We start from the raw sequence: 23,663 nt of genomic DNA, 5'->3' as shown, positions 1-23,663 counted from the left end.
TTAAAAACGGCTTCTTTTTGATTTATAGTTAGTACTACTATTGCTTAACTACTCTAATAGTTTTAGTCTCATTAGCCACAGTCACTTTTACGAAGTACGTCCCTGTTTGTAAGCTAGACATATCTAGCTCACTATTTAATGAATTTGGCTGCAATTGCATAACCTCTTGCCCTAGCATATTAAATATTACTATGTTGTTAATGTTATTGGATAATGCATTCAGGGTTAAAATATTCTCTACCGGGTTTGGAAAATAGGAGAATTTTCTCAAATCATATTCTTTCGACGACAGCGGTGACGAACCTTCCACAATATTTAAGGTTTGATTCGGACTTACATTATAGAAAATATCTTCAAGACCACTAAGCCATTTTACTTTAACATAGTCTACTATAGAACTAGTTCCAAGACCAAAAATTTCTGTTCCTGAATTCTGAGACAGATAACCTTCCCCTATTAAGGTGTAGCGATACTGTTTTTCACCATTTATGGAAATCTCAATAAAAGAGCCCACACCATTTCTATTGCTCAAAGTACCTTCTAGTTTAACCTTGAGCCAATTGTTATTTTGGGTTGTATTATTTTTCCAAAGAAAAATATTATTATGGTTATTGTTATTGACCACTATTTCAGGATAGCCATCATTATCAGAATCACCTATGGCGTTTGAATAACTTTCTGCAAAATCATTTACAGTGGCATCCACCTCTAATTGAAAAGTCCCATTGGACCTATTTCTATAAAAAGCAGAAGACAAGTATAATGGATTTGAGCCATCGGTGTCTCCGCTTACATATAAATCTAAATCCATATCATTATCAGCATCTAGAAAAACAGCTCCCCAGCCTATACTATTAAATGTTACTTGAGCGAAGTCGGCTACATCGGTAAATGTACCATCCTTATTATTCATGAGCAGGACACTTGGAGAATCATCATTAGTAATATAAATATCTAGCCAACCATCAGAATTTAAATCATCAACAGTGACTGACATAGCATCAATACTAAGTGCTGCTCCAGCACTTTGTGCTACTTCAGTAAATGTTTCATCACCATTATTTCTATACAATAAATTTGGTATGCCTTGTTTATCATTAGAAACATATATGTCTTGATCACCGTCATTGTCATAATCGATAAAGGCAGAACAGAAAGACATGTAACCAGAATTTAGAAGTCCTACTTGCGAATTAACCAAAGTGAAAGTTTTATCACCATTATTCTTGTAAAGAATATTAGGAATATCCAAGTCTCTTACGCTTATGAAAACATCTAGAAATCCATCGTTGTTATAATCTCCCCATGAGGCCCCAAAATATGGGAAAATATCAGTCATCATACCACATGTTGAAGTTATTTCCTGCATTATCATATTACCAAGATTTTCAAATAAGCGATTACCATTTGAATCACTTGTTAAAAACAAATCATTATCTCCATCATTATCAATATCTACCCAATTTGCTTGACGGTTATGAAAATCATTATCGGAGATGTTTATTGTTTGCTGCACAAAGAAGCCATTAATATTTTTGAAGAACCGAATTGGATCGCCTCCAACACTACCAATGGTTATATCATCCCAACCGTCATTGTCATAGTCATAAAAAGTTATTCCGTTACCTATATAAGTATTTCCACAGATAACATTTATACCAGAATTAGATGATTCATCAGTAAAAAAAATCTGTGCATTTATTCCATGGTAAAACATTAAAAAAATAACAGTTAATATTTGGTGGTAATTCTTCATCCCATCACGTTTATTATCACAGAAAAAAAGCCGCATTTTCATACGGCTTTTATAAAACAAAGCATTATTGTTTATTGTTTAATAACTCTTATAGTTTCAATGTTATTATTAACAGTAACTTGAATAAAATAGGTTCCTGTTTGAAGACCAGACATATCCACTTCACTGTTTAAAGCATTTGGTTTTGAGCTTAACACTCTTTGTCCAAGCATATTAAAGATGGTTACATCCTGAATATTATTTAATGATGCATTAAGTGATAATGTACTACTTACAGGATTTGGATAATAAGAGAATTCTGAAGGATTATCTAAATCCTGACCATTACTCAATGTGAAACCCGCTGTAATAGTAAAAGTACCTTCGGTCTCAGGGGCAGATGGTGGCGCAGCACCATCACTCCATACTCTGATGTAATACGTTCCAGCAGCCAAACCATTTAATGTAACTGTTTCTCCTCCATTACCATCAACACATTCAATTTCGTCTGCTTGTAAACCTCCACATGCTGTATAAACAGCTACATTAGCTTGATCTGATGTGCCTGTGATCGCTGTTACTATGCTTAAATCACCCGGATCGGTAGTTGTGACAGTATACCAAACATCTGCTATTGTCCCAAAAGTATCGCAACTTGGCTGCTCCTCTGCTGGGTTTTGAGTTGCTCCTGCAGTAGTACCAACTGTTTCTTGGCCAATAGTTAAAGCTTCTGCACTTGCACAGTCATCGTTGGCCGGTGGTGGTACAGCAGCTACACAACTCACAGTTAATGTATAATCTCCTGTACTTGCAGGATTCCAACCAGTTACAGTAATATAATAGGTCTGTACACCATCAGCAGCGAATGTAGCCTCAGATTGCAAGTCACAAAAATCATCATTACCTGCAACTGCTGTTAAGTTTCCTGAAGTGCCAGTATAAATAAGAATTGCAGTGTCATAAGCAGAACCACAAAGGCTTACCGTAACATCTGCAGCACCTTGTACTGCACTGTCATAACTATACCATGTGTTTGGTGCATCCAAATCAGCACCACAACAATCTGGAGCGTCGTCTTCGTCTAATGTTGCGTTTGAAGTACTGCCGTTTACAACATCATCACATGCAACTGGAGCGGCGTTTACAAAATCATCATTAGCTGGTGGAGCTGCAGGTGTTGTAAAGGATTGTGGTCCTTGTAAGGCAGTAGCAGTAGCTCCACAAGAGCCTGTAACAAAAGCGTCATAAGCCGTCTCAGGTGTAAGACCAGTAACACTTACGGGTGATGCCACAACTGCGGCATCTGAAAAAACGGGAGTATCACCATTTGCTGCACTTTGACCACCTAAATATACTTCAACTAAGAATACATCATTATTGTTTCCTGCAGTAAATGTTACATCCACTGAGTCTGAAACCAAATTATCAGTACCTAATCCAGAAACATCACCACAAGCTGCGGAAGTAGTAAAAGCTACAGGGCCAATAAGCGCACTATTTGCCGTTGCACCGCTACATGATGTTGTTATAAAAGCATCATAATCAGTAGCCTCCATCAAACCCGTTGCAGTTACAGATAAACCGACAACAGCAGCATCTGCAAAGACAGGTGTATCGCCATTTGCAGCACTTTGGCCAGAAGCATAAACTTCAACATTGTATGATACCGCAGAAATACCTTGCTCAAGCCATGATAAGTCAGCGGTCATGTCTGTAACAGCATCAACACCAAATCCAATTGGATCTGGACATGCATCAGCTGCTGCAGTTAAGTTTTGAACTGCTGTTATGTGCGATGCATTAGTTGTGCCACATGTAGGTCCTGCATCATCAGTCCAGCTTAATTTTAAGTCAGTTATAGATGTTGCTGTAAAAGTAAACGGTGTTTGGCCAAACGCTAAGACATTAGCATCATTTCCCAGCTCACTTATAGTTACAAATTTTGGAGTACCATCTGCAACCAGCTCACAAAATATAACATATTCGTTACCGTCTATAAAACCAGTAACTTCGCTATGCTCTCCTGTCCAGGAATTACCAGCAATACCTTCAATGGTACCGTCATTGACTAAAACCAAATCTCCAAATGCGTTATCAATAACACATTGGGACCAAGACAGACTAGTTAATAAAAAAGTCATTAAGACTAAAGTAATTTTTTTCATATGTATTTATGTATTTAAGTTAGTATTACTTAAAAATATGTTAATTCTTTAAAAGATAACCACCCTAATTAAGCTAATCGACAAAACGCAGATAAAAACGTTAAAAGACTGTTAAATGAAATTATGTTAACATGTTATAAACAAAAAAGCCACTGTATTAAGCGGCTTTCAGTGATTTATTTTAAAAGTGATTATTAACTGTTCTCCATAAACACATCCATCACAGCATCACTTACGCCCATATTGCTGAAGCCACCGTCGTTATAAAGATTCTGTAATGTCACTCGGCGTGTTAAGTCACTAAATAAGGTTACTGTGTAGTTAGCACAATCTAAGGCCGTAGCATTGCCTAAGGGTGACATCTTCTCTGCATATGCAATAAAACCATCAAAACCTTTAACTCCACTACCAGCAGTTGTAGGTGTTGGTGATTGCGAAATGGTATTTACTCGTACATTTTTATCCCTACCAAAGAAATAACCAAAACTACGCGCTATACTTTCTAAATAGGCTTTATTGTCCGCCATATCATTGTAGTCTGGGAATACGCGCTGCGCTGCCATATAGGTTAAAGCAACAATGCTTCCCCATTCGTTCATGGCATCTTCTTTGTAAAGGGTTTGCATTACCTTGTGAAAAGACATCGCAGAAACATCAGTTCCTTTTTGGGTCCAGTCGTATTTTTGGTCGGTATAAGCTCTACCTTTTCTTACATTAATAGACATGCCTATAGAATGCAGAACAAAGTCTAACTTACCACCTAAGATTTCCATGGACTGCTCAACCAAGTTCTGTAAATCCTCCTCTGAGGTAGCATCAGCAGGGATGATCTGAGAGCCTGTTTTCTCTGCCAAGGCATTGATTTGCCCCATACGCATTGCAACTGGTGCATTAGTCAGTACAAATTCACCGCCCTCTTCATGCACACGCTCTGCGGTTTTCCATGCTATGGAATTTTCATCCAAAGCACCAAAAATGATTCCTTTCTTTCCCTTAAGTAAGTTATAAGCCATTATTTATTGTTTTAGTCTAATTGGTTTAATTATTCAATTCAAATATACTATTAAAATTCACCTCATCCCTAAGCAATACAGATTTACCTGCCTTAGTTTAATAATTCTTTGGCATGAGCCATTGCAGATTCGGTAATATTTAAACCGCCTAGCATTTGAGCGATTTCTACCAAACGCTCTTCTTCATTTAGTTTTTTAAGATTGGTCTGCGTTTGTTGGTCTTTATCTTTTTTAAATACTTTAAAATGCGAGTTACCTTTAGCTGCGATTTGTGGTAGGTGGGTTATGGTAAAGACCTGCATTTTCCTGCTCATGTTTTGCATGATACCTCCCATTTTATGGGCAATTTCTCCTGAAACTCCAGTGTCTATCTCATCGAACATAATACTTGGTAGCTGAATATATTCTGCGAGAATAGATTTAATAGCCAACATAATACGAGACAATTCACCTCCAGAGGCAGAATTTTTTAAGGGCTTAAAAACACTCCCTTTATTTGCTGTAAACAACATCTCCAGCTGATCCTTTCCATTGGCCTTAAAGCTATCGGCGGTTGTAACATTAATTTTAAATTTGGCATTGGGCATACCTAAGTCTTTCAAAATAATTTCTAACTGCACTGTTAGTTTTGGTACTATACTTTGCCGTCTTTTTGAGATAGCTTTTGACTGTTCCTCTAATTCTGAAGTTAGCTGCATTAATTGCTTTTCTTTTTCTGCAATTCGGTCGTCGAGGTTATTGGTTTGGCCTACTTTTTCGTCAAGGTCATTTTTTATAACAATCAGTTCATCAACCTTGGCAACACCATGCTTATGCAACAGATTGTTTACAATTTGTAGTTTCTGGCTCAGCACCTCCAATTCTTTTGGATCTGAAGACAAGTCACCATCCAAGGCATCAACTTCGGTTAGAATATCCTTTAGTTCTATAGTAACACTTTCCACACGTTCGAGCAAGGCTGCGAAAGGTTTCCCAAATTCTGATATGTGCGTTAGTTCTTGTTTAAGGCGCTGCAACTGATCTAAAGTACCTTGGTCGTCTGCCGTTAATAACGCCTGTATAAAACTGAGTTTTGCTTGGATATCTTCAACATTACTCAAAGTTTCGTATTGCTCTTCTAAATCTTCAAGATTGAGCACATCTAATTCTATTTCGTTGAGCTCATTGAGCAAAAAATTGTTATAGTCGTATTCCTTTAGCAGTTCTGCCTTTGACGATTTCAATTCCCCCACGACAAAATTTAAGGACTTAAATTCCTTAAGCTTTGTAACGTAACTTTCAATAAGTTTACCATTATCGGCTAAAGCATCTATAACCTTAAACTGATAACTATCCTCCACGAGTTGCTGTGTCTGGTGCTGTGAGTGAATATCTATTAAATACGAACTAAGAGTGGATAAACTCTCTAGAACCACTGGTTTGTCATTGACAAAGGCTCTTGATTTTCCAGAGGGTAAAATCTCACGACGAATGATTGTGTGTACATCGTAATCTAAATCTAACGCGGCATATATACCTTTGAGATTATAATTGGCCACATCGAAAGTGGCTTCTATAACACATTTCTCACCTTTATCTTTAATTTGAGACAAATCCGCACGTTTGCCCAAGACAAGTGATAAGCCTCCGAGTAAAATAGATTTCCCTGCTCCTGTTTCACCCGTAATAATGGTAAGGCCATTGTTGAACGTTACATCGAGTTCATCAATTAGGGCAAAGTTTTTTATATATAACGAAGTTAGCACGTCGGTCTATTTAAGCATAACAAAATTAAAAAGAAAGCGGCAATAAAATGAGGTTCTCAACCTAATTAATAGGTGATATTTCTCCATTTTTGAGAATGCATTGGGGCAATTCGGTTAAGAATATTTACCGTTTCTGCAACATTTACAGTTGGCCCACCAGACAAGATATCCATTATCTCGTCTGCTTTGGCATCAAAAAATACACGCATTAAAAATGAGTTTGGCCGCACTGAATGGATACTATTCAATTCTTCCACCACCTTAGTAATTTCCGTTTTACCTGTCTTAAGGTCCTCACTCATAAGATCTAAACCATTGCGGTGATAATTGTACATGGCCATTCTTATCTCCTCGAAGGTAGGCGACAATAAATTGTCTATTAAAGCAAAACGCGACTGTAGTCCATCTTCTAACTTCCAGCCTTGACCATTAAGTTGCTGGGAATATGCTGCAATATTTTGAGCTTGCTTAAAATACTCACCTCCTCCATTTAAGGCAAAGGTATCAGCATCAAAACCTAGAATCATGTAAACATGAAATGCCAATACTGAAATAAGATTAGATTCAAACTGTATTGGGTTATACACCATATTCTGAAACTCTATATACCTAAAGTTAAAGGTTTTATCATTGTAATTATATACAGGAGAACTATAACTAGAACCAAAAACTGGTCTTGATGAAGATACTTGTAACGTTGCGGAAAAAGCATCGTTATTATACTGATTCACATTTATAACCATACTACAAGCAATACGCTCATCTTGGCCAAATGATTTTTCAGTCCATTTGGTATTGTTTATAAACTCATTGAGCTGCCGCTCCAAGGTTTTAAATACAACATTATTATCATTACCTGTTTGTTGTGCAATAACTGAGACTGTGCAGTTTAGCTCTTGGGCAACTAAAAAAGTCGTACATATAAATGCAAGAAATATGGTTAATTTACGCATTGAGTTGTTTTAATACTAGGTCCATTATATCTTCTGCTACTTGTGATTTTGACTTAAGTTCACCGACAATAATCTCTCCAGAAGACAGGATAAATGTAACTTTATTTGTTGAAACACCAAATCCTGCACCTTTATCTTGAAGGGAATTTAAAACAATAATATCTAAATTCTTAGATATTAATTTCTTTTTGGCATTTTCAATTTCATTATCCGTTTCTAAAGCGAAACCAACCAACACCTGCTTTGATTTAATAGCTCCAAGAGACTTAAGTATATCCTTAGTCTTCTCTAACTCAATAGTTAACGTAGCATCGTGCTTTTTTATTTTGTTGGAGGATACTGTTTTTGGCCTATAGTCAGCTACTGCTGCCGAAAGAATAGCAATATCAGTAGTATTAAAACATTTATGAACTTCTTGGTACATCTCCTCTGCACTCGTAACATAAACCACATTAACGAAGGCACTAACTACACTTTGCTGTGTAGGACCAGTAATCAATGTGACTTCCGCTCCTAAATTGGAAGCCGCTTGTGCAATTTCAAACCCCATTTTACCGCTAGAGTGATTTCCGATAAATCGCACTGGATCGATTGCTTCATAGGTAGGGCCTGCAGTTATCAAAACTTTTTTTCCTCTTAATGGCAGTCTACTTAAAATATCTTCTTCAATAAAATCTACTATCTCATCTGGCTCTGCCATACGCCCTTTACCCACAAGACCGCTCGCCAACTCACCGATCCCTGCAGGAATCATTGTATTACCAAAAGTCTGCAATTTTTCAAATGAACTTTTAGTGGATTGATGCTTATACATATCCAAATCCATTGCTGGTGCAAAATACACTGGACATTTAGCAGAAAGATAGGTTGCCAACAGTATATTGTCGCAAACACCATTGGCCATTTTTGCCAAAGTGTTAGCTGTGGCAGGCGCAATAACAAAAAAATCAGCCCATAGGCCCAATTCTACATGATTATTCCAGACCTGACCATCATCGTCTTCATCAACGAAAGACGACACAACAGGGTTTTTAGATAAAGTAGATAGCGTAAGTGGAGTTACAAAGTCTTTAGAAGCTGGAGTCATCACCACTTTAACCTCGGCTCCAGCCTTGACAAATAAACGCACCAAGCTGGCAGTCTTATAAGCTGCGATACCAGCTGTTATGCCTAATAAAATGTTTTTGTCCTTTAAAACAGACATTGAAGTTTACTCCTGAGTATCCTCAGTATTTCTATGGTAAATTTTATCATCTAACCACTCTTTTATCGCTAATGCGTGTGGCTTAGGTAGCTTTTCATAAAACTTCGATACTTCGATTTGCTCTTTATTTTCAAAGATTTCCTCTAAGCTGTCATTGTAAGTTGCAAACTCTTCTAGTTTGTCTATTAACTCACGACGAATATCAGTATTAATTTGTTCTGCGCGTTTAGCAATTACTGAAATTGCTTCATAAATGTTATCGGTTGGCGCATCAATCTCGTTTCTGTTATAGGTTACCGATGTAACAGGTGCATCCGTTTTCTTTAAATCCATTGTATATTTAGATTAACTTTTTGTTGTTAAAGCACTTAATTGATTTTGTAATTCTTCTTTCATGGTCTCTGCCTGGTCCAAATATTTTGTTTGGGGAAATCCTCTTGTTAAATAATTATAATACCCCATAGCTTCGTCTATTCGGTCTGGTTTTAACTGATCTACACTTAAAATTGCTAAATTGTAAGCCGCATCAAATCTATAAAAAAGTGCGTCTTCTTTTAATTGAGACCCAGGAAAATCTACTAAAAAATTATTAAAGGATTTAATTGAGGCCTTATAGTCCTTTATTAAATCATATTGTTTCGCTATCTCGTAAGCCTTTCTCTCTAACTTAAAATCTAATTCTTTTACCAAGGCATTGGCCTCTGCTAAATATTTAGAATTGGGATAAGCATTAACGAATAGTTGTAATTTCTCTATAGCCTCAATAGTCTCTTTCTGTTCCTTTGAATATACAGGAGAATTAAAATAATATCCTTTAGCCGAGAGATAAGAGGCCTCCTCAGCTTTCTCACTTTCCGGATAGATATCTACAAACTTATCAAAGTGATAACTAGCTATGTAATAATCGCCCATTTCGTAAGAGCAATTGGCGTGCATGTAGGTTAATTTTTCAGCCTGAGGCTTACCTCTATACGCAGGTAAAATCTGCTCGAACAACCGGAAGGCCTTGTTATATTTACCTTCCTCATAAAGATCTGTACCTAATTGGAATTTTAATGCTGTGTCCTCAGATTTTAGCGCCTTTTGAAATTCGCTACATGAGGAGATTAAAACAGTGATTATTAGAAAGTAAAAAAGCTTTTTCATCATTTTTAAACAGAATGCAAAATTAGTTATTTTTAACGGATTATGAAAACAAATATTATGGGCCAAAATATAAAAGTCTCTCCGTAGTGGTCTAACTTTAATTCTAAATTAACGTTTACCTAAAATTTTGAGCTCTTTATTTATTTCATTTTTTAAAGCGTCCGTGGCCTCTACCAAGGGGAGTCTCACAAAAGATTGGGCAATACCCAAACCATTGAGTAAGGCTTTAACTCCTGCAGGATTATTCTCTGCAAAAATTAGTGCTGTCATTGGCATAAGTCTAAAGTGCAATTTATAAGCTTCTTTGGGTTTGCCGGCTATTCCCAATCTTATCATTTCTGAAAATTCCTTAGGCAAAGCTTGCCCAATAACCGAAATAACTCCAGAACTTCCCGCTAGTGCAACACCTAGGGCTAAATCGTCATCACCCGAGATAATATGAAAGTCTGTGGGTTTATTGCGGAGCAGCTCCAAATATTGATGGACATTATTACCAGCCTCTTTAACTGCAATAATATTTTCAAAATCATTAGCTAGTCGCAAGGTCGTAGGCGGTAGCATGTTTGAAGATGTTCTACCTGGCACATTGTATAAAATAATGGGCGTAGATGTCGATTGGGCTATAGCTTTAAAATGTTGATAAATTCCTTCTTGTGTAGGCTTACTATAGTAAGGTGATACGGATAAGATAGCGTCAATTGATGATAAGTCAGTCGTATTAATTTCATCAATAACAGCTTGAGTATTATTTCCTCCAATGCCAAGAACCAATGGAAGGCGGCCCTTATTTACTTTAACTATAAAGCTAATAATTTCCTCCTTTTCTTGAGATGTAATAGTGACGCTTTCACCTGTAGTGCCGCTTATGACCAAATATTCAATACCATTTGCGATATTATATTCAACAAGTGCCTCTAAAGCTTCAAAATCTATACTCAAGTCTTCCTTAAAAGGCGTTATTAGAGCTACTCCAGTGCCCACAAATTGATTCATCATAATTTATTTAAAATGTGTAAATACTTTTCAAATTCTGTCTTAAACGTTTCAAATGCTTTCGCATCAACATCCAAAAACAAATCAAACAAGCGTTCGTCCTCTCTGGTTAAACCCACTTTGAGATTAGCTTGTGACGCTGCTGTAATCCAATCTAAATACAAGTCTTTCTGATTATAATAACTCACCAAAACATCAAAATCTTGGTCAATAAAGGCTTGTAATTCAGTATTTTTTATACGTCCTTTCCAACCAAAATCCTTAGGACTAAAAAACGTTTCCCATTGGCTATCTTCATAGTTATCGTCAGTTACAAAACCAACTACTTTGTGTGTAGGAGCATTAAGACCTAATGCTTTGAAAAACGTTCTAAAGGACTCAAAATTATCATACTCGTCAATATGGAGAAGTACCCCAACCTTTACTACCTTCTTTGAGTTAACCGAAGCCCTGCGATTAGCCAACAAATTGTTGACATATTTTTGATTTGATTTTTTCTTAAATGCCTTTAAAAACATTTATCTTTAACCTTTGTGCAAATGTAACAAATGCGCCTTCAAAATAGTATAAAGCCTAGTTAATATCTTTTATAGAATGCAACGATTTATTTTCTGTTTTATTTGTTTGGCACTATTCTCTTGTAATCGGCACTATTACACAAGTAAAATTGAAGGAAAGCGGCTAGAGATTAATTATAGTGTTGAGGCAGACAGTACAATTAATGCTTTTATAAGGCCTTATCGCAATCATATTGATGCTTCACTTGATAATGTATTATCCTATGCACCAGAGACCTATTCTAAAAAAGATGGCGATTTAAATACGGCGATTGGAAATCTAATGGCCGATGCTGTATACGCTGAAAGTAATCCTATTTTCAATAAACGATACTCAAAAAATATCGATTTTGTACTTCTCAATCATGGTGGTATTAGATCTATTATTTCAATGGGAACTGTTACAAAACGAACAGCTTTCGAGGTTATGCCTTTTGAAAATGCAGTGGTTGTTGTTGCCCTTAAGGGCTCTCAAATTCATAAAATGATAGAGTATCTCTCTGTGGCTAAACGCGCACATCCCATTTCAAAACAGTTACAAATTACGTTTAACGATAGTTACAAACCATTATCGGTGACGTTAAAGGGAGAAGCCATTTCTAATCAGAAAACGTATTATGTAGCTACAAATGATTACCTCTATAATGGCGGCGACAAAATGGATTTCTTTAAGTCTAATGAAGGTGTGTTTATTTTGGACTATAAAATTAGAAGCGTTTTAATTGACCACTTTAAAAAAACAGATACGCTTCAAGCAAAAATAGACCAGAGGTTTATTAGAAAACAGGTAAATTAAATGAAAAGACGAAATTTTATAAAACAGACTATTGCAACCTCCACACTTACGAGCTTGGGTGGCTTAGGTCTTGATGTTTTAACCTCGCCATCAGTAAAAAAAGTCACCATTTTACATACAAACGACGTTCATAGTCATATTGATCCTTTTGGACCAAATGACGGAAGAAACGCCAATAAAGGTGGCGTTGCAAGAAGAGCTTCTTTAATTGCCGCTATTAGAAAGGAAAACCCGAATACCTTACTACTGGATGCGGGAGATATTTTCCAAGGCACACCTTATTTTAATTATTACGGAGGAGAACTTGAGTTTAAGTTGATGAGCATGCTTAAATACGATGCTGCAACTATTGGAAACCACGATTTCGACAATGGCATTGAAGGCCTGTACAAACAACTTCCTCATGCGAAATTTGAGTTCTTATCTGCAAATTACGACTTTAAGAATACGATTTTGAATGGCCATGTAAGTCCTTATCAAATTTTTACTCTAGATGGAATGAAAATAGGTGTTTTTGGATTGGGTATTGAATTGGTTGGATTAGTAGATAAGCGCATGTTTAAAGAAACCGTGTATTTAGATCCTATTGAAATAACTCAAGACATGACACGCCTTTTAAAAGATGATAAAAAATGTGATCTTATTATATGTTTATCTCACTTAGGCTACGAGTACAAAAATTTCCCAAAGAAGGTGAGTGATCTAACAATTGCAAAAAGGACTAAGGATATAGACCTGATTATTGGTGGTCATACACACACATTTTTGCCAAAACCAACGATTGAAAAAAACAGTGAAAATAAAACTGTTTTGGTAAATCAAGTAGGTGCTTATGGCCTATACTTAGGGAAAATCGACTTTTATTTAGAGTATGGCAAGGGGCCAACATCGCAAAGCACCACTATACTCGTTTAAGTTAAGTCATTGTTTAAATTAGACGTTTAATTGCTCATCAGTAAAGGCTGGAACTGGTCCTGTATATTCTTTTTGAGACTGTAAGTAAAAAAACAGAAAGGCTGCTACGAGAAAGGTAGAGTAAATAAAGCCCAAATTGTTATCCTCTAAAACATAATAGTAAGTCAGCTGGATTATCTCTGAAAAAACAATTAAAATTGAACCCAATAGAAACAGCATAGACTTATTGTCATTTCTGTACATATAATTAATAAGCGCTACAGATAACAAGGCCATTATTACGACATTGTAGACAAACTCTAAAGAATATTCATAAATTGTTAAAACATTTTCGGTCGTAGCCGTTACCAAGATTACACAAAAAATATCTAGAACTAATAATATAATTATTGGCACATAGAATTGCGTTACTATAGTTTTAAAGCTTAAATCTCCCAAAATACGACTGATTAGAAAGACGTAGGACAAAATATATAAACCGTTAGAAGCAAAATAAAAATAGTCAGTCTCATCTATATCATATTCGGGTCCAAAATAAGAACTCAATCCAACCAATTGAGCAACTGCAAAAGTTACTAGAAACCAAAAGAAATATTTCGATTTATTTTCTGAGTATACGCAATAGAGGGTTGCTAATAATACGAATATTACTGCGCAAACGATAGACCCTTCAAATTCGAAGCCTAATCCCTGAAGCACAATAAAAACCCCTCCTAATAGCAAGAGCAGTATTTTTATAACATTACTAATTAGCATTTATTCGTCCTTAATTAAGCACCAAATATAAAATTATTTTGCAATTAAACGGTAAAAATTATCTTTTTATCGATAAAAAGTGCATTTTTTTGTAAGAATTTATTGCAGCTTTGCTAAAAATGTCATTTCATCAAGTATTGGAATGTTTAATTTTTCAGCTTTAGCACGTTTACTTGGCCCCATATTTTCACCCGCAACTACGAAAGATGTTTTTGAAGAAATGGAAGAAGCTACCCTTCCGCTATTATCTTCAATGAGTTTTTTAAGTTCATTTCTAGAAATAGATTGAAACACCCCAGACACCACAAAAGTTTGCCCTTTGAGCTTATCGCTTTGGTTTGCCAGTATTTCAGCTGATATTTCTAGCTGAACTCCATGATTTTTTAATCGCTCAATGATGAGATTATTGTCATAAGAAGAAAAGAAGTCAACAACACTTTCAGCAATTCGATCTCCGATTTCATCAACACTCACTAAATCTAATATTGTAGCCTGTTTAAGTGCATCTATAGTTTTAAAATGTTTTGCCAACTTTTTAGCAACTGTTTCTCCGACATAACGAATTCCAAGAGCAAACAACACCCGCTCAAAAGGAATATCCTTAGATGCTTCTATACCTTTAATGAGATTTTGAGCGCTTTTCTCTGCCATACGCTCTAATGGTACTACATCTTCTTCTTTTAGGTCATATAAATCGGCATAATTTAAAATTAAGCCTTCATTAACTAATAATGCTACGGTTTCGCCTCCCAAACCTTCAATATCCATGGCTTTTCTAGAAATGTAATGTTGAATTCGCCCTATTACTTGAGGTGGACATGATTTTTCATTTGGACAATAATGCTTGGCTTCACCTTCAAGCCTAATCAATTTACTTTGGCATTCTGGGCATTCCGTAATATATTGTGTCACTTTTGAATCTGCAGGCCTAAGAGACAAGTCTACTCCCATAATTTTTGGTATAATCTCACCTCCTTTTTCTACATAAACCGTATCGCCTTCCCTTATATCTAATTTTTCAATTTGATCTGCATTATGTAGAGATGCCCTTTTTACGATAGTACCGGCGAGCTCAACAGGTTGGAGATTGGCTACTGGTGTAATTGCACCAGTGCGACCAACTTGATAAGTGATTTTCTCTAATCGGGTTGAAACCTGCTCTGCCTTAAATTTGTAGGCCATGGCCCATCTTGGCGCTTTAGCCGTATAGCCCAATTCGTCTTGCTGGTATAAACTGTTTACTTTAATTACTACACCATCTATCTCATAAGGTAAGTTGTTGCGATGCTTATCCCAGTAAGAAACATACTCAAGCACCTCATCAATTGAAGTGACCAATTTGGCTTCTTCTGGTACTTTAAAGCCCCATGAACGAGCCTTTTCTAAACCTTCAAACTGCGAGGAAATATTTAAATCATTCCCCTTTATACTATAGAGCAAACACTCCAAAGGACGCTTTGCTACCTCCGAACTATCCTGAAGTTTCAAACTCCCAGAGGCCGTATTCCTTGGGTTTCGATATGGATCTTCGCCTGCCGCCACTCTATCTTCGTTCATTTCCAAGAAACCCTTAATGGGTAAGACAATTTCTCCTCTGATATCAAATCTTTGCGGATAATCACCTTTTATTTGCAAGGGTACCGTTTTTATGGTTTTTACATTTGCCGTAACCTCATCTCCTTGAACTCCATCACCTCGAGTTACTGCCCTTAAAAGTTTCCCATTCTCATAGGTTAAATTCATTGAGGCTCCGTCGTATTTAAGTTCGCAAGTATAATCCACTTTTCCATCTACCATTTTTTTTATGCGATTTTCCCAATCCAATAAATCTTCCTTTGAATAAGAGTTATCGAGTGAGTACATTCTAAAATCATGTACTACCGTCTTAAAATTTTTGGTGATGGTTCCTCCTACGCGAAGTGTTGGCGAACTCTCGTCATAAAACTCAGGATGCGCTAATTCTAGCTCCTGAAGTTCTTTAAGTTTCATATCAAATTCATAATCACTAATCGTAGCGTTATCTAAAATGTAATAGTTGTAATTGTGTTGGCGAAGCTCGTTGCGTAGGGCATTTATTTTTTGTTCAATACTCATCTTAATTGACCAATAGTTTTTTTATATTCCTTTTATTGTATAAAGATACAAACACTTAAAGATGATAAAATCTTTAAGAGCATACACTAATTTTAACATCTCCCTATCCCATGCCGTTTCGTTTGGCAACAATAAAGCGATCATTGCCATTAAAATCCTGTAATAAGTTCACTTCTTCAAAATAATTTTGTTGGAAAATATTCATTGTTTCTTTACCTAAATACTGATTGATTTCTAAGTAAATTTTGCCATTTGGCAAAAGCCGTTTAATGGCAAATTCTTTAATGTTCTTATAAAACAACAAAGGGTCGCTATCGGTAACAAATAATGCTAGATGTGGCTCATTATCTAAAACATTAGGCTTCATCTCTTGCATTTCGAGATGGCGCACATAGGGTGGATTTGAGACAATAATATCAAATTTATATTCTGAGGCAACCTCATAATGACAAGTAGAATTGAGAATATCTGCCTCAATAAAAGTGATATCAACATTATTTAGTTTGGTATTTTGCTGCGCCATTTCTAGAGCCGCTTTCGAAATGTCTAAGGCATATAATTTAGCATTGGGCAGATATTTTGCTAAGCTAATGGCAATACATCCTGAGCCTGTACCAACATCTAATATCTTTATAGGTTCCTCCGTTTTAGGGTTTATGTCTTTGAGAATAAGCGCTACGAGCTCCTCAGTTTCTGGCCTTGGAACAAGCACATGCTGATTTACCTTAAATGTTAGGCCAAAAAATTCAGTTTGGCCAAGAATGTACTGAATAGGCTTTTGCTTTTTTAATTGTAAAAGAACATCCAATAAAATTCGTACATCAGGTTCTTTTAAAAAATAATTGGGCTCTAAAGCAAAATCAACTCGGCCTTTATTTAAATACCGTTCCGTTGCCAAATAGAACAAACTTGCGACTTCATCCTTGCCGTAGACAGGATCTAAATCGTTATGAAATCGAAATTTAACATCAGAGATTTTCAATCTTATAAGTCTTTAAGCATCCAAACCGTGCAAGAATAATGGCCTGTATCACCCATAGGAGCGTCAATAGTCTCAAATCCAACTTTACGGTACAATTTACGAGCATCATCCATGTAAGGCATGGTTTCTAAATAACATTTTTCAAACCCGTTATCTTTGGCAAAGCCCAAACATTTAGCCATCATTTTAGAGCCAATTCCTTTTCCCCTAGCTTCTGGCCTAAAATACATTTTCTGCAATTCGCATATATTACCGTTATACTTATCTAAAGGAGATATACCCGCCCCTCCAAGAATATTTTTCCCATCTGTTACTACAAAATAAACCTTTTTTGGCATATCGTAAGTTTCATACATACAATCCAAAGATTTGTCCTCGTAGGCCGTTCCTACTTTAGGTACTCCCATTTCAATTAGTACAGAACGAATGGCACTAGCAGTTTTAGAATTGTCAGTTGGTTCAATCTTTCGAATAACGATAGTATCTTTACTCACTAATTTATCTATTTTCTATTTTGTTTTTTTCGGTATGAATATACGTATTTAAGTCATTTTAAAGTATGTGAAAGCCAATATTACTTGTCATTATATTTGCACTCCTATTAAACCGTACTTTGATTAAAAAACCAGAATTCGTAAGTATACAAAATCTTGCGGTTTCAAACACCAATACCAAAGGGTTTACATTGCACGCCGACGCTCTATTTAAAAACCCAAATGACCTTGGCGGTACCCTAAAACCAGATGACTTAAAAATCTATATCAATGATCAGGAAGTCGCACAAATAAAATCAGATGAATTCAGTGTTCCTGCAGCAACTAAATTTAATGTACCATTGAATGTTACGATACCAATAGATAGCATAATTAAATTGCGTAATTTAGATGATTGAATTAATAGCCTTTTTAATAGAGAACTTAAAGTGCAATATCTCGGGGAGATTGATTACAATATTCTATGATATAGTTCTTCCTCCACAATTAATAACACATAACTTATTAAAATAAAACTGTAATTGACACAAGACGAAAAATATATACATCGCTGTTTGCAAATTGGAACAAATGGCCTTGGCTCAACGCGTCCTAATCCTATGGTAGGCTCGGTAATTGTCTTAAATAATGAAATCATTGGCGAAGGATTTACAAGTCCTTATGGAGGACCTCATGCCGAGGTTAATGCCATTAATTCAGTAAAGTACAAGGATGCATTGGAAAAAGCTACGCTTTATGTAACGCTTGAACCATGTAGTCATTTCGGAAAAACACCACCCTGCAGCGATTTAATACTAGAAAAAAGAATCCCAAGAATAGTCATAGGATGTATGGACGACAATCCCACAGTGGCAGGAAGAGGTATTGAAAAACTAAAATCTGCCGGATGTGATGTTATGGTTGGCATATTAAATGAAGAATGCAAAAAACATCATAGACGTTTTTTTACATTTGTAAATAAAAAGCGCCCCTACATAATATTAAAGTGGGCAGAAACATCGGACGGATTCATTGCTCCAATAGAAAAAAAAGAACAAAACCCTGTTTGGATAACAAATGGATATTCACGTCAGCTTGTTCATAAATGGCGCGCTGAAGAGCAGGCTATTCTTGTAGGTACTAAAACGGTTATGGCGGATAATCCTAGTTTAACAGTAAGAGATTGGCACGGTAATAACCCAACACGCTATATTCTAGGAACTTCTGATATTAATATGACCGACTTCCAAATTAGAAACAATGAAGCTACTACCGTTTTATTGAACGAGGATATTATTGATTTTAAGCAACCTGTAGCCGCACAAGTTTGCAATTACTTGTTCAACAATGATGTTAATTCTATAATCATCGAGGGCGGCACCACAACCTTACAGAGTTTTATTGATGAAGGCCTATGGGACGAGGCTCGAGTTTTTAAAGGAACGGGAGAGTTTAAAAATGGAACAAAAGCGCCAGAATTCTACGGTAAACTTATTTCATCACATAACTATCTAAACGATACTTTAAAGATTTATGAGCAAAATTAAGAGTATTATTTTCGATTTTGGAGATGTCTTTATCAACTTAGACAAGGATGGTGCCATGACCAATGCACTTCAATTATTTCAAATGGAATATTTTGAAGACGACATCCTTTTAACCAATATAGCTTACGAAACAGGGCAAATTACTACTATCGAATTTATTGACTTCTACAATAATAAATTTAAAAATTTAGACGAAAAAAAGATTGTTGAGGCTTGGAACTATATTTTGAGAGATTTTCCAGAGTATCGTTTAAAATTTTTGAAAGACCTAAAGGAAAAAAAAGATTTTTCATTGATTTTACTTAGTAATACCAATGAACTACATATAGAGTCCGTTAAAAACAACGTGCCATTCTATGAGGAGTTCAAAGCTTGTTTTAATGGTTTTTATTTATCGCATGAAATAAAAAAAAGAAAACCTAATAAAGATATTTTTGAATTTGTCCTCAATGAACATAATTTAATTCCTAAGGAATGTTTGTTCATTGATGATACGTATGAAAACACTAAAAGTGCTAGCCAAATGGGTTTACACGTTTGGAACATTGATGAGCGCACTGAAGATGTTATTCATTTATTTGATATCAAAAAGGACTTATTTTGATGTATTTACTACTAAGTATATTATCCTCAACAGCTATTTTTGTTCTTTTTAAATCATTTGATAAATATGGCGTTAATACATTACATGCCATTGTTGTCAATTATTTAACAGCAGCAGTATGTGGGTTCGTTTTTTCAAAAAGCGAAATAGAGTTCAGCACACTTACTTCAAGCACTTGGTTTATTCCTTCATTAATGTTAGGATTTTTATTTATAACCATGTTTTACGTCATGGCGTTAACAGCTCAAAAAAATGGGCTTTCTGTAGCTTCCGTCGCTAGTAAAATGAGTGTTATAATCCCTATTATCTTCGGAATTACCGTGTTTAAAGAAAGTATAGGACTTGCAAAAAGTATTGGAATATTTCTGGCACTAGTTGCTGTGTATCTCACGTCTACCGCTTCTAAGAAGAAAACAAAAAACAAGCGCTCAATTTTAGTTTTACCCTTTTTAGTATTCTTTGGTTCCGGTGTTGTGGATACCTCTATTAATTACTTTGCACCCGATGATAATATCCCAATATTTTCAGCAACAATATTTGCTATGGCTGCGTTGCTTGGTATACTATTGGTTGCTTTTAAAACTGCAACCCAAAATAAAAGGATTGATGTAAATGTTTTTCCATTTGGAATAGCTTTAGGAGTGGTCAATTACGGCTCTATTTTCTTTCTGCTTAACGCATTACGTATGGACGGAGTAGAAACCTCCTCTATTTTCACTATAAATAACGTCGCCATTGTTGCCCTTTCAACGCTTTGCGGTCTTTTCATTTTTAAAGAGATTATTTCCTTAAAAAATTGGCTAGGTATAGGAATGGCATTAGTCTCAATTATAATAGTATCTTTAAACTAGATGGCAAACGACACGTATAATACTATCAGTAAGCCTTCCAAACAGATTCTGTTTAAAGATAAGAACAGTAAGTTCTATGGGTTTGCATTCCCTTTTAAGTCGGAAGCCGATTTAAAAAGTATTATCTCTAATTTAAAGAAAGAATATCAAAATGCTGGTCATTTCTGTTATGCCTATCAATTAGGAACAGAACAAACAAACTACAAGGTTAATGACGATGGCGAACCTAATAATTCAGCAGGTATGCCAATTTATGGTCAGATTCAATCAAGTGAACTTACCAATATCCTTATTGTAGTCATAAGATATTTTGGCGGTGTTAAATTAGGCGTAAGTGGTTTGATAAATGCTTATCGTACTGCTGCTAAAATGGCCATTGAAGAGAGTGAAATCATAGAAAAGACGATTAACACTAATTATCGACTAAGATTTGAATACAAAAACCTGAGCAAAGTGCTTCGGTTATTAAAGAAAAACAAGGTTGAAATAATAACTCAATCGCTAACCGAACAATGTTTGTTAGAAATATCTGTCAGAAAAGGAAACGCATTAAAGATTTATGAACTTTTCAGTAACTTCTACGGTGTTCAGATAGATGAATTATAACGAATAATTTTGCAGTTTATCTAAAAGATATTTTGGGCATCGCGTTGGTCTGTTTCGTTTCATATCAATAAATGCCAAAATCGTGTTTCCTGTTGCCAATAATTCTCCGTTAATTTTGGATAGTTCGTAATTGAACTCAATTGAAGCAGTAGGCATTTTTTTTAGTGTAGTTTTTACTTTAAGCCTATCATCATAACGTGCTGAATTTTTGTAATTTATACTAAGAGAAATCACCGGAAGCATTATGCCCTCTGCTTCCATCTCGCTATAGCTAAGGCCAAACTCACGTAACCATTCTGTTCTGCCTACCTCAAAATACACAGCATAATTAGCGTGATACACCACTCCCATTTGATCCGTCTCACCATAACGGACCCTTATTTCAGTTTCATTAAATGACATTTAAATGCAGTTTTTTAAGAAAAAATTTGTACTTTTCTTGAGATTTAAACATGGGAAAATATTTCTTAAGAATCAACAATATTTGATTTTTTTTTTAAGAATTTTGTTCACATATTTGCCTTGTTCAAAACATCGGGAGAATTCAATTCTCTTTTTTTTTGCTAATCTAACTAACAATAAAATTCAACTTAACGCATGGAGATAACAGCGCAATCTGTATGGCATAATTGTCTCGCATTTATTAAGGATAATATACAACCTCAGGCCTACAAAACATGGTTTGAGCCTATACAAGCTGTTAAACTTTCTGGGAATGCCTTAAGTATCCAAGTGCCAAGTAAATTTTTCTATGAATGGCTTGAGGAACATTATGTAAAAATTCTCAAAGTTGCCCTTACAAAAGAATTAGGTGAAGATGCAAAATTGGTGTATGTCATTAAAATGGAAAATACTTATGGCAACACACAACCTTTTACAGAAAAAATCCCAAGTACTAACCGTTCTGCGGTTAAATCGCAAGATGTTGATGTACCTTTTGATAACAAAAGCCCAGAACTAAAAAATCCTTTTGTCATTCCAGGGATAAGAAATGTAAAAATTGAGTCTCAGCTTAATCCGAGTTATAGTTTTGAAAATTTCTTAGAAGGTGACTCAAATAGGCTTGCTAGAAATGCTGGTATTGCTGTTGCCAATAAACCAGGTGGAACATCTTTTAATCCACTTTTAATCTTTGGGGGCGTTGGCTTAGGTAAAACACACCTAGCTCATGCTATTGGAGTAGATATTAAAGATAAATATCCCGAAAAGACCGTATTATATATTTCAGCTGAAAAATTTACACAGCAGTATATAGATTCGGTTAAGAAAAATAATAGAAACGATTTTATTCATTTCTATCAAATCATCGATGTTTTAATTATAGATGATGTTCAATTCTTATCTGGAAAAACAGGAACACAAGATGTGTTCTTCCATATTTTCAATCACTTACATCAAAACGGTAAACAGGTAGTCCTCACAAGCGATAAGGCACCCGTTGATATGCAAGATATTGAACAACGCTTATTATCTCGATTTAAATGGGGATTGTCTGCAGAGCTTCAGACTCCAGATTTTGAAACTCGTGTTTCAATATTAAAAAATAAATTATATAGAGATGGCGTTGAAATGCCTGAGGAAATTATTGAATACGTCGCAAAACACATTAAAAGTAACGTTAGGGAACTTGAAGGCGCTATAATTTCTTTAATTGCCCAATCCTCATTCAACAAAAAAGAAATCACAATAGATTTAGCTAAGGATATCGTAGAAAAGTTCGTTAAGAATACCAAACGCGAAGTTTCCATTGATTACATCCAAAAAGTAGTTTCTGATTATTTCCAAATGGATGTCAGCACCTTACAATCTAAAACGCGTAAGCGTCATATAGTTCAAGCGAGACAACTAGCTATGTTCTTTGCCAAAAAGTACACAAAAGCATCTCTGGCAAGTATTGGTTCCCAAATAGGTCAAAGAGATCATGCTACAGTTCTCCATGCCTGCAAAACCGTAGACAACCTCTCCTCTACAGACAAGCAGTTTAGAAAGTATGTAGAAGATTTATCTAAGAAACTCTCTTTATAAATCCTCAAAATCATGACCAAGATTTTAATGGTCTGCTTAGGTAATATTTGTCGTTCACCATTAGCCCATGGGATACTTCAGTCTAAACTAGACGATGATAATTTCTATACAGATTCTGCTGGGACCGCTTCTTATCACATTGGGGAACAACCAGACTACCGCTCAATAAATGTCGCTAAGCTAAAGGGGATTGATATAAGCCAACAAAAGGCAAGACAATTTAAAGCTACAGACTTTGACACCTTCGATATTATATATGCAATGGACCAATCTAACTACTCTAATATTATAGGTTTGGCCAGATCTAATGAAGATATTGATAAGGTAAAGCTATTTCTTGATGAAAATCTAAACGTTCAAAATAAAAATGTTCCCGACCCTTATTACGGAGATATGACCGATTTTGAATTTGTGTTTGACTTGATAGATAAAACTTGCGAAATCATAGTAAAACAACTCTATAAATAACTGGAAATATTTCATTCCATTCCATTTCGTTATTT

The 23,663-nt window shown here is 35.5% G+C and carries 24 protein-coding genes; 9 read left to right on the top strand and 15 right to left on the bottom strand.

The window, feature by feature from the left end; genetic code table 11:
- Nucleotides 1-37: 37 nt before the first annotated feature.
- The 10 genes from J4050_RS11415 to J4050_RS11370 form a co-directional block, all read right to left on the bottom strand.
- On the bottom strand, nt 38-1,792 hold the full coding sequence (locus tag J4050_RS11415; RefSeq protein WP_208154715.1) for an FG-GAP-like repeat-containing protein: 1,755 nt from the start codon (nt 1,790-1,792) through the stop codon (nt 38-40).
- A gap of 35 nt (nt 1,793-1,827) precedes the next feature.
- Complete coding sequence (locus J4050_RS11410; protein WP_243878623.1) at nt 1,828-3,900, bottom strand: T9SS type A sorting domain-containing protein; 2,073 nt, start codon at nt 3,898-3,900, stop codon at nt 1,828-1,830.
- A gap of 194 nt (nt 3,901-4,094) precedes the next feature.
- Entirely contained in the window at nt 4,095-4,913 is an 819-nt protein-coding gene (locus tag J4050_RS11405) for an enoyl-ACP reductase FabI (protein ID WP_208154714.1), read from the bottom strand.
- A gap of 92 nt (nt 4,914-5,005) precedes the next feature.
- Nucleotides 5,006-6,658 carry a DNA repair protein RecN gene (gene recN, locus J4050_RS11400; RefSeq protein ID WP_208154713.1) on the bottom strand — a complete coding sequence of 551 codons (1,653 nt, stop codon included), beginning with the start codon at nt 6,656-6,658 and terminating at the stop codon, nt 5,006-5,008.
- A 65-nt stretch (nt 6,659-6,723) separates the two neighbouring features.
- Nucleotides 6,724-7,611 (bottom strand): type IX secretion system protein PorD, encoded by an 888-nt coding sequence (porD, locus tag J4050_RS11395; RefSeq protein WP_208154712.1) that lies wholly within the window; start codon nt 7,609-7,611, stop codon nt 6,724-6,726.
- On the bottom strand, nt 7,604-8,815 hold the full coding sequence (gene coaBC / locus J4050_RS11390; RefSeq protein WP_208154711.1) for a bifunctional phosphopantothenoylcysteine decarboxylase/phosphopantothenate--cysteine ligase CoaBC: 1,212 nt from the start codon (nt 8,813-8,815) through the stop codon (nt 7,604-7,606). The genes porD and coaBC overlap by 8 nt, the downstream gene beginning before the upstream one ends.
- Before the next feature lie 6 nt (nt 8,816-8,821).
- Nucleotides 8,822-9,148 (bottom strand): DNA-directed RNA polymerase subunit omega, encoded by a 327-nt coding sequence (locus J4050_RS11385; protein WP_208154710.1) that lies wholly within the window; start codon nt 9,146-9,148, stop codon nt 8,822-8,824.
- Nucleotides 9,149-9,160: 12 nt separating this feature from the next.
- Entirely contained in the window at nt 9,161-9,964 is an 804-nt protein-coding gene (locus J4050_RS11380; protein WP_347879117.1) for an outer membrane protein assembly factor BamD, read from the bottom strand.
- A gap of 105 nt (nt 9,965-10,069) precedes the next feature.
- Nucleotides 10,070-10,954 carry a 4-hydroxy-tetrahydrodipicolinate synthase gene (dapA, locus tag J4050_RS11375; protein ID WP_208154836.1) on the bottom strand — a complete coding sequence of 295 codons (885 nt, stop codon included), beginning with the start codon at nt 10,952-10,954 and terminating at the stop codon, nt 10,070-10,072.
- A complete protein-coding gene (locus J4050_RS11370) occupies nt 10,954-11,472 on the bottom strand; it encodes a DUF6913 domain-containing protein (protein WP_208154709.1) in 519 nt (172 codons plus the stop codon). Before J4050_RS11370 ends, dapA begins: the two co-directional genes overlap by 1 nt.
- Before the next feature lie 76 nt (nt 11,473-11,548).
- Here J4050_RS11370 and J4050_RS11365 point away from each other — a divergent pair, with 76 nt between their 5' ends.
- Nucleotides 11,549-12,307, top strand: a complete 759-nt coding sequence (locus J4050_RS11365) for a 5'-nucleotidase C-terminal domain-containing protein (RefSeq protein ID WP_208154708.1) — start codon at nt 11,549-11,551, stop codon at nt 12,305-12,307.
- The gene (locus J4050_RS11360) at nt 12,308-13,222 is read left to right on the top strand and encodes a bifunctional metallophosphatase/5'-nucleotidase (protein WP_208154707.1); all 915 of its coding nucleotides are present in this window, start codon (nt 12,308-12,310) and stop codon (nt 13,220-13,222) included.
- Between the two features lie 18 nt (nt 13,223-13,240).
- On the opposite strand, the gene J4050_RS11355 is transcribed toward J4050_RS11360, so the two are convergent.
- The 4 genes from J4050_RS11355 to J4050_RS11340 all read right to left on the bottom strand — a co-directional run bounded on the left by J4050_RS11355 (nt 13,241) and on the right by J4050_RS11340 (nt 17,548).
- Entirely contained in the window at nt 13,241-13,978 is a 738-nt protein-coding gene (locus J4050_RS11355; protein WP_208154706.1) for a hypothetical protein, read from the bottom strand.
- A gap of 99 nt (nt 13,979-14,077) precedes the next feature.
- The gene (gene ligA / locus J4050_RS11350) at nt 14,078-16,072 is read right to left on the bottom strand and encodes an NAD-dependent DNA ligase LigA (protein ID WP_208154705.1); all 1,995 of its coding nucleotides are present in this window, start codon (nt 16,070-16,072) and stop codon (nt 14,078-14,080) included.
- 103 nt (nt 16,073-16,175) lie between these two features.
- The gene (gene prmC / locus J4050_RS11345) at nt 16,176-17,054 is read right to left on the bottom strand and encodes a peptide chain release factor N(5)-glutamine methyltransferase (protein ID WP_208154704.1); all 879 of its coding nucleotides are present in this window, start codon (nt 17,052-17,054) and stop codon (nt 16,176-16,178) included.
- A 2-nt stretch (nt 17,055-17,056) separates the two neighbouring features.
- A complete protein-coding gene (locus J4050_RS11340) occupies nt 17,057-17,548 on the bottom strand; it encodes a GNAT family N-acetyltransferase (protein WP_347879116.1) in 492 nt (163 codons plus the stop codon).
- A 119-nt stretch (nt 17,549-17,667) separates the two neighbouring features.
- Here J4050_RS11340 and J4050_RS11335 point away from each other — a divergent pair, with 119 nt between their 5' ends.
- The 5 genes from J4050_RS11335 to J4050_RS11315 all read left to right on the top strand — a co-directional run bounded on the left by J4050_RS11335 (nt 17,668) and on the right by J4050_RS11315 (nt 21,135).
- Nucleotides 17,668-17,946, top strand: coding sequence for an LEA/WHy family protein (locus tag J4050_RS11335; protein WP_208154703.1), 279 nt, complete (start codon nt 17,668-17,670; stop codon nt 17,944-17,946).
- Between the two features lie 123 nt (nt 17,947-18,069).
- The gene (gene ribD, locus J4050_RS11330) at nt 18,070-19,074 is read left to right on the top strand and encodes a bifunctional diaminohydroxyphosphoribosylaminopyrimidine deaminase/5-amino-6-(5-phosphoribosylamino)uracil reductase RibD (RefSeq protein ID WP_208154702.1); all 1,005 of its coding nucleotides are present in this window, start codon (nt 18,070-18,072) and stop codon (nt 19,072-19,074) included.
- Entirely contained in the window at nt 19,061-19,678 is a 618-nt protein-coding gene (locus J4050_RS11325) for an HAD-IA family hydrolase (RefSeq protein ID WP_208154701.1), read from the top strand. Before ribD ends, J4050_RS11325 begins: the two co-directional genes overlap by 14 nt.
- Complete coding sequence (locus J4050_RS11320) at nt 19,678-20,529, top strand: DMT family transporter (RefSeq protein ID WP_347879115.1); 852 nt, start codon at nt 19,678-19,680, stop codon at nt 20,527-20,529. The genes J4050_RS11325 and J4050_RS11320 overlap by 1 nt, the downstream gene beginning before the upstream one ends.
- Nucleotides 20,530-21,135: an IMPACT family protein gene (locus tag J4050_RS11315; RefSeq protein ID WP_208154699.1), complete on the top strand. Its 606-nt coding sequence runs from the start codon at nt 20,530-20,532 to the stop codon at nt 21,133-21,135. It abuts the gene before it with no gap.
- On the opposite strand, the gene J4050_RS11310 is transcribed toward J4050_RS11315, so the two are convergent.
- The gene (locus J4050_RS11310) at nt 21,130-21,537 is read right to left on the bottom strand and encodes an acyl-CoA thioesterase (RefSeq protein ID WP_208154698.1); all 408 of its coding nucleotides are present in this window, start codon (nt 21,535-21,537) and stop codon (nt 21,130-21,132) included. The two genes, J4050_RS11315 and J4050_RS11310, sit on opposite strands and share 6 nt — an antisense overlap.
- Before the next feature lie 195 nt (nt 21,538-21,732).
- Between J4050_RS11310 and dnaA the strand changes: the two genes are divergently transcribed.
- On the top strand, nt 21,733-23,160 hold the full coding sequence (dnaA, locus tag J4050_RS11305) for a chromosomal replication initiator protein DnaA (RefSeq protein ID WP_208154697.1): 1,428 nt from the start codon (nt 21,733-21,735) through the stop codon (nt 23,158-23,160).
- A 12-nt stretch (nt 23,161-23,172) separates the two neighbouring features.
- Nucleotides 23,173-23,628 carry a low molecular weight protein-tyrosine-phosphatase gene (locus J4050_RS11300; RefSeq protein WP_208154696.1) on the top strand — a complete coding sequence of 152 codons (456 nt, stop codon included), beginning with the start codon at nt 23,173-23,175 and terminating at the stop codon, nt 23,626-23,628.
- The last annotated feature ends 35 nt before the right edge of the window (nt 23,629-23,663 follow it).

Origin of the sequence: Winogradskyella pelagia, from assembly GCF_017581965.1 — a bacterium.
GTDB classification, from domain to species: domain Bacteria; phylum Bacteroidota; class Bacteroidia; order Flavobacteriales; family Flavobacteriaceae; genus Winogradskyella; species Winogradskyella pelagia.
This window is presented reverse-complemented; position numbering and strand designations above follow the sequence as displayed.

Coding starts and splice junctions, on each gene's coding strand:
- J4050_RS11415 (WP_208154715.1), bottom strand. CDS start 1,792: ATGCGGCTTTTTTTCTGTGATAATAAACGTGATGGGATGAAGAATTAC.
- J4050_RS11410 (WP_243878623.1), bottom strand. CDS start 3,900: ATGAAAAAAATTACTTTAGTCTTAATGACTTTTTTATTAACTAGTCTG.
- J4050_RS11405 (WP_208154714.1), bottom strand. CDS start 4,913: ATGGCTTATAACTTACTTAAGGGAAAGAAAGGAATCATTTTTGGTGCT.
- porD (WP_208154712.1), bottom strand. CDS start 7,611: ATGCGTAAATTAACCATATTTCTTGCATTTATATGTACGACTTTTTTA.
- coaBC (WP_208154711.1), bottom strand. CDS start 8,815: ATGTCTGTTTTAAAGGACAAAAACATTTTATTAGGCATAACAGCTGGT.
- J4050_RS11385 (WP_208154710.1), bottom strand. CDS start 9,148: ATGGATTTAAAGAAAACGGATGCACCTGTTACATCGGTAACCTATAAC.
- J4050_RS11380 (WP_347879117.1), bottom strand. CDS start 9,964: ATGATGAAAAAGCTTTTTTACTTTCTAATAATCACTGTTTTAATCTCC.
- dapA (WP_208154836.1), bottom strand. CDS start 10,954: ATGAATCAATTTGTGGGCACTGGAGTAGCTCTAATAACGCCTTTTAAG.
- J4050_RS11370 (WP_208154709.1), bottom strand. CDS start 11,472: ATGTTTTTAAAGGCATTTAAGAAAAAATCAAATCAAAAATATGTCAAC.
- J4050_RS11365 (WP_208154708.1), top strand. CDS start 11,549: ATGCAACGATTTATTTTCTGTTTTATTTGTTTGGCACTATTCTCTTGT.
- J4050_RS11360 (WP_208154707.1), top strand. CDS start 12,308: ATGAAAAGACGAAATTTTATAAAACAGACTATTGCAACCTCCACACTT.
- J4050_RS11355 (WP_208154706.1), bottom strand. CDS start 13,978: ATGCTAATTAGTAATGTTATAAAAATACTGCTCTTGCTATTAGGAGGG.
- ligA (WP_208154705.1), bottom strand. CDS start 16,072: ATGAGTATTGAACAAAAAATAAATGCCCTACGCAACGAGCTTCGCCAA.
- J4050_RS11325 (WP_208154701.1), top strand. CDS start 19,061: ATGAGCAAAATTAAGAGTATTATTTTCGATTTTGGAGATGTCTTTATC.
- J4050_RS11320 (WP_347879115.1), top strand. CDS start 19,678: ATGTATTTACTACTAAGTATATTATCCTCAACAGCTATTTTTGTTCTT.
- J4050_RS11315 (WP_208154699.1), top strand. CDS start 20,530: ATGGCAAACGACACGTATAATACTATCAGTAAGCCTTCCAAACAGATT.
- J4050_RS11310 (WP_208154698.1), bottom strand. CDS start 21,537: ATGTCATTTAATGAAACTGAAATAAGGGTCCGTTATGGTGAGACGGAT.
- dnaA (WP_208154697.1), top strand. CDS start 21,733: ATGGAGATAACAGCGCAATCTGTATGGCATAATTGTCTCGCATTTATT.
- J4050_RS11300 (WP_208154696.1), top strand. CDS start 23,173: ATGACCAAGATTTTAATGGTCTGCTTAGGTAATATTTGTCGTTCACCA.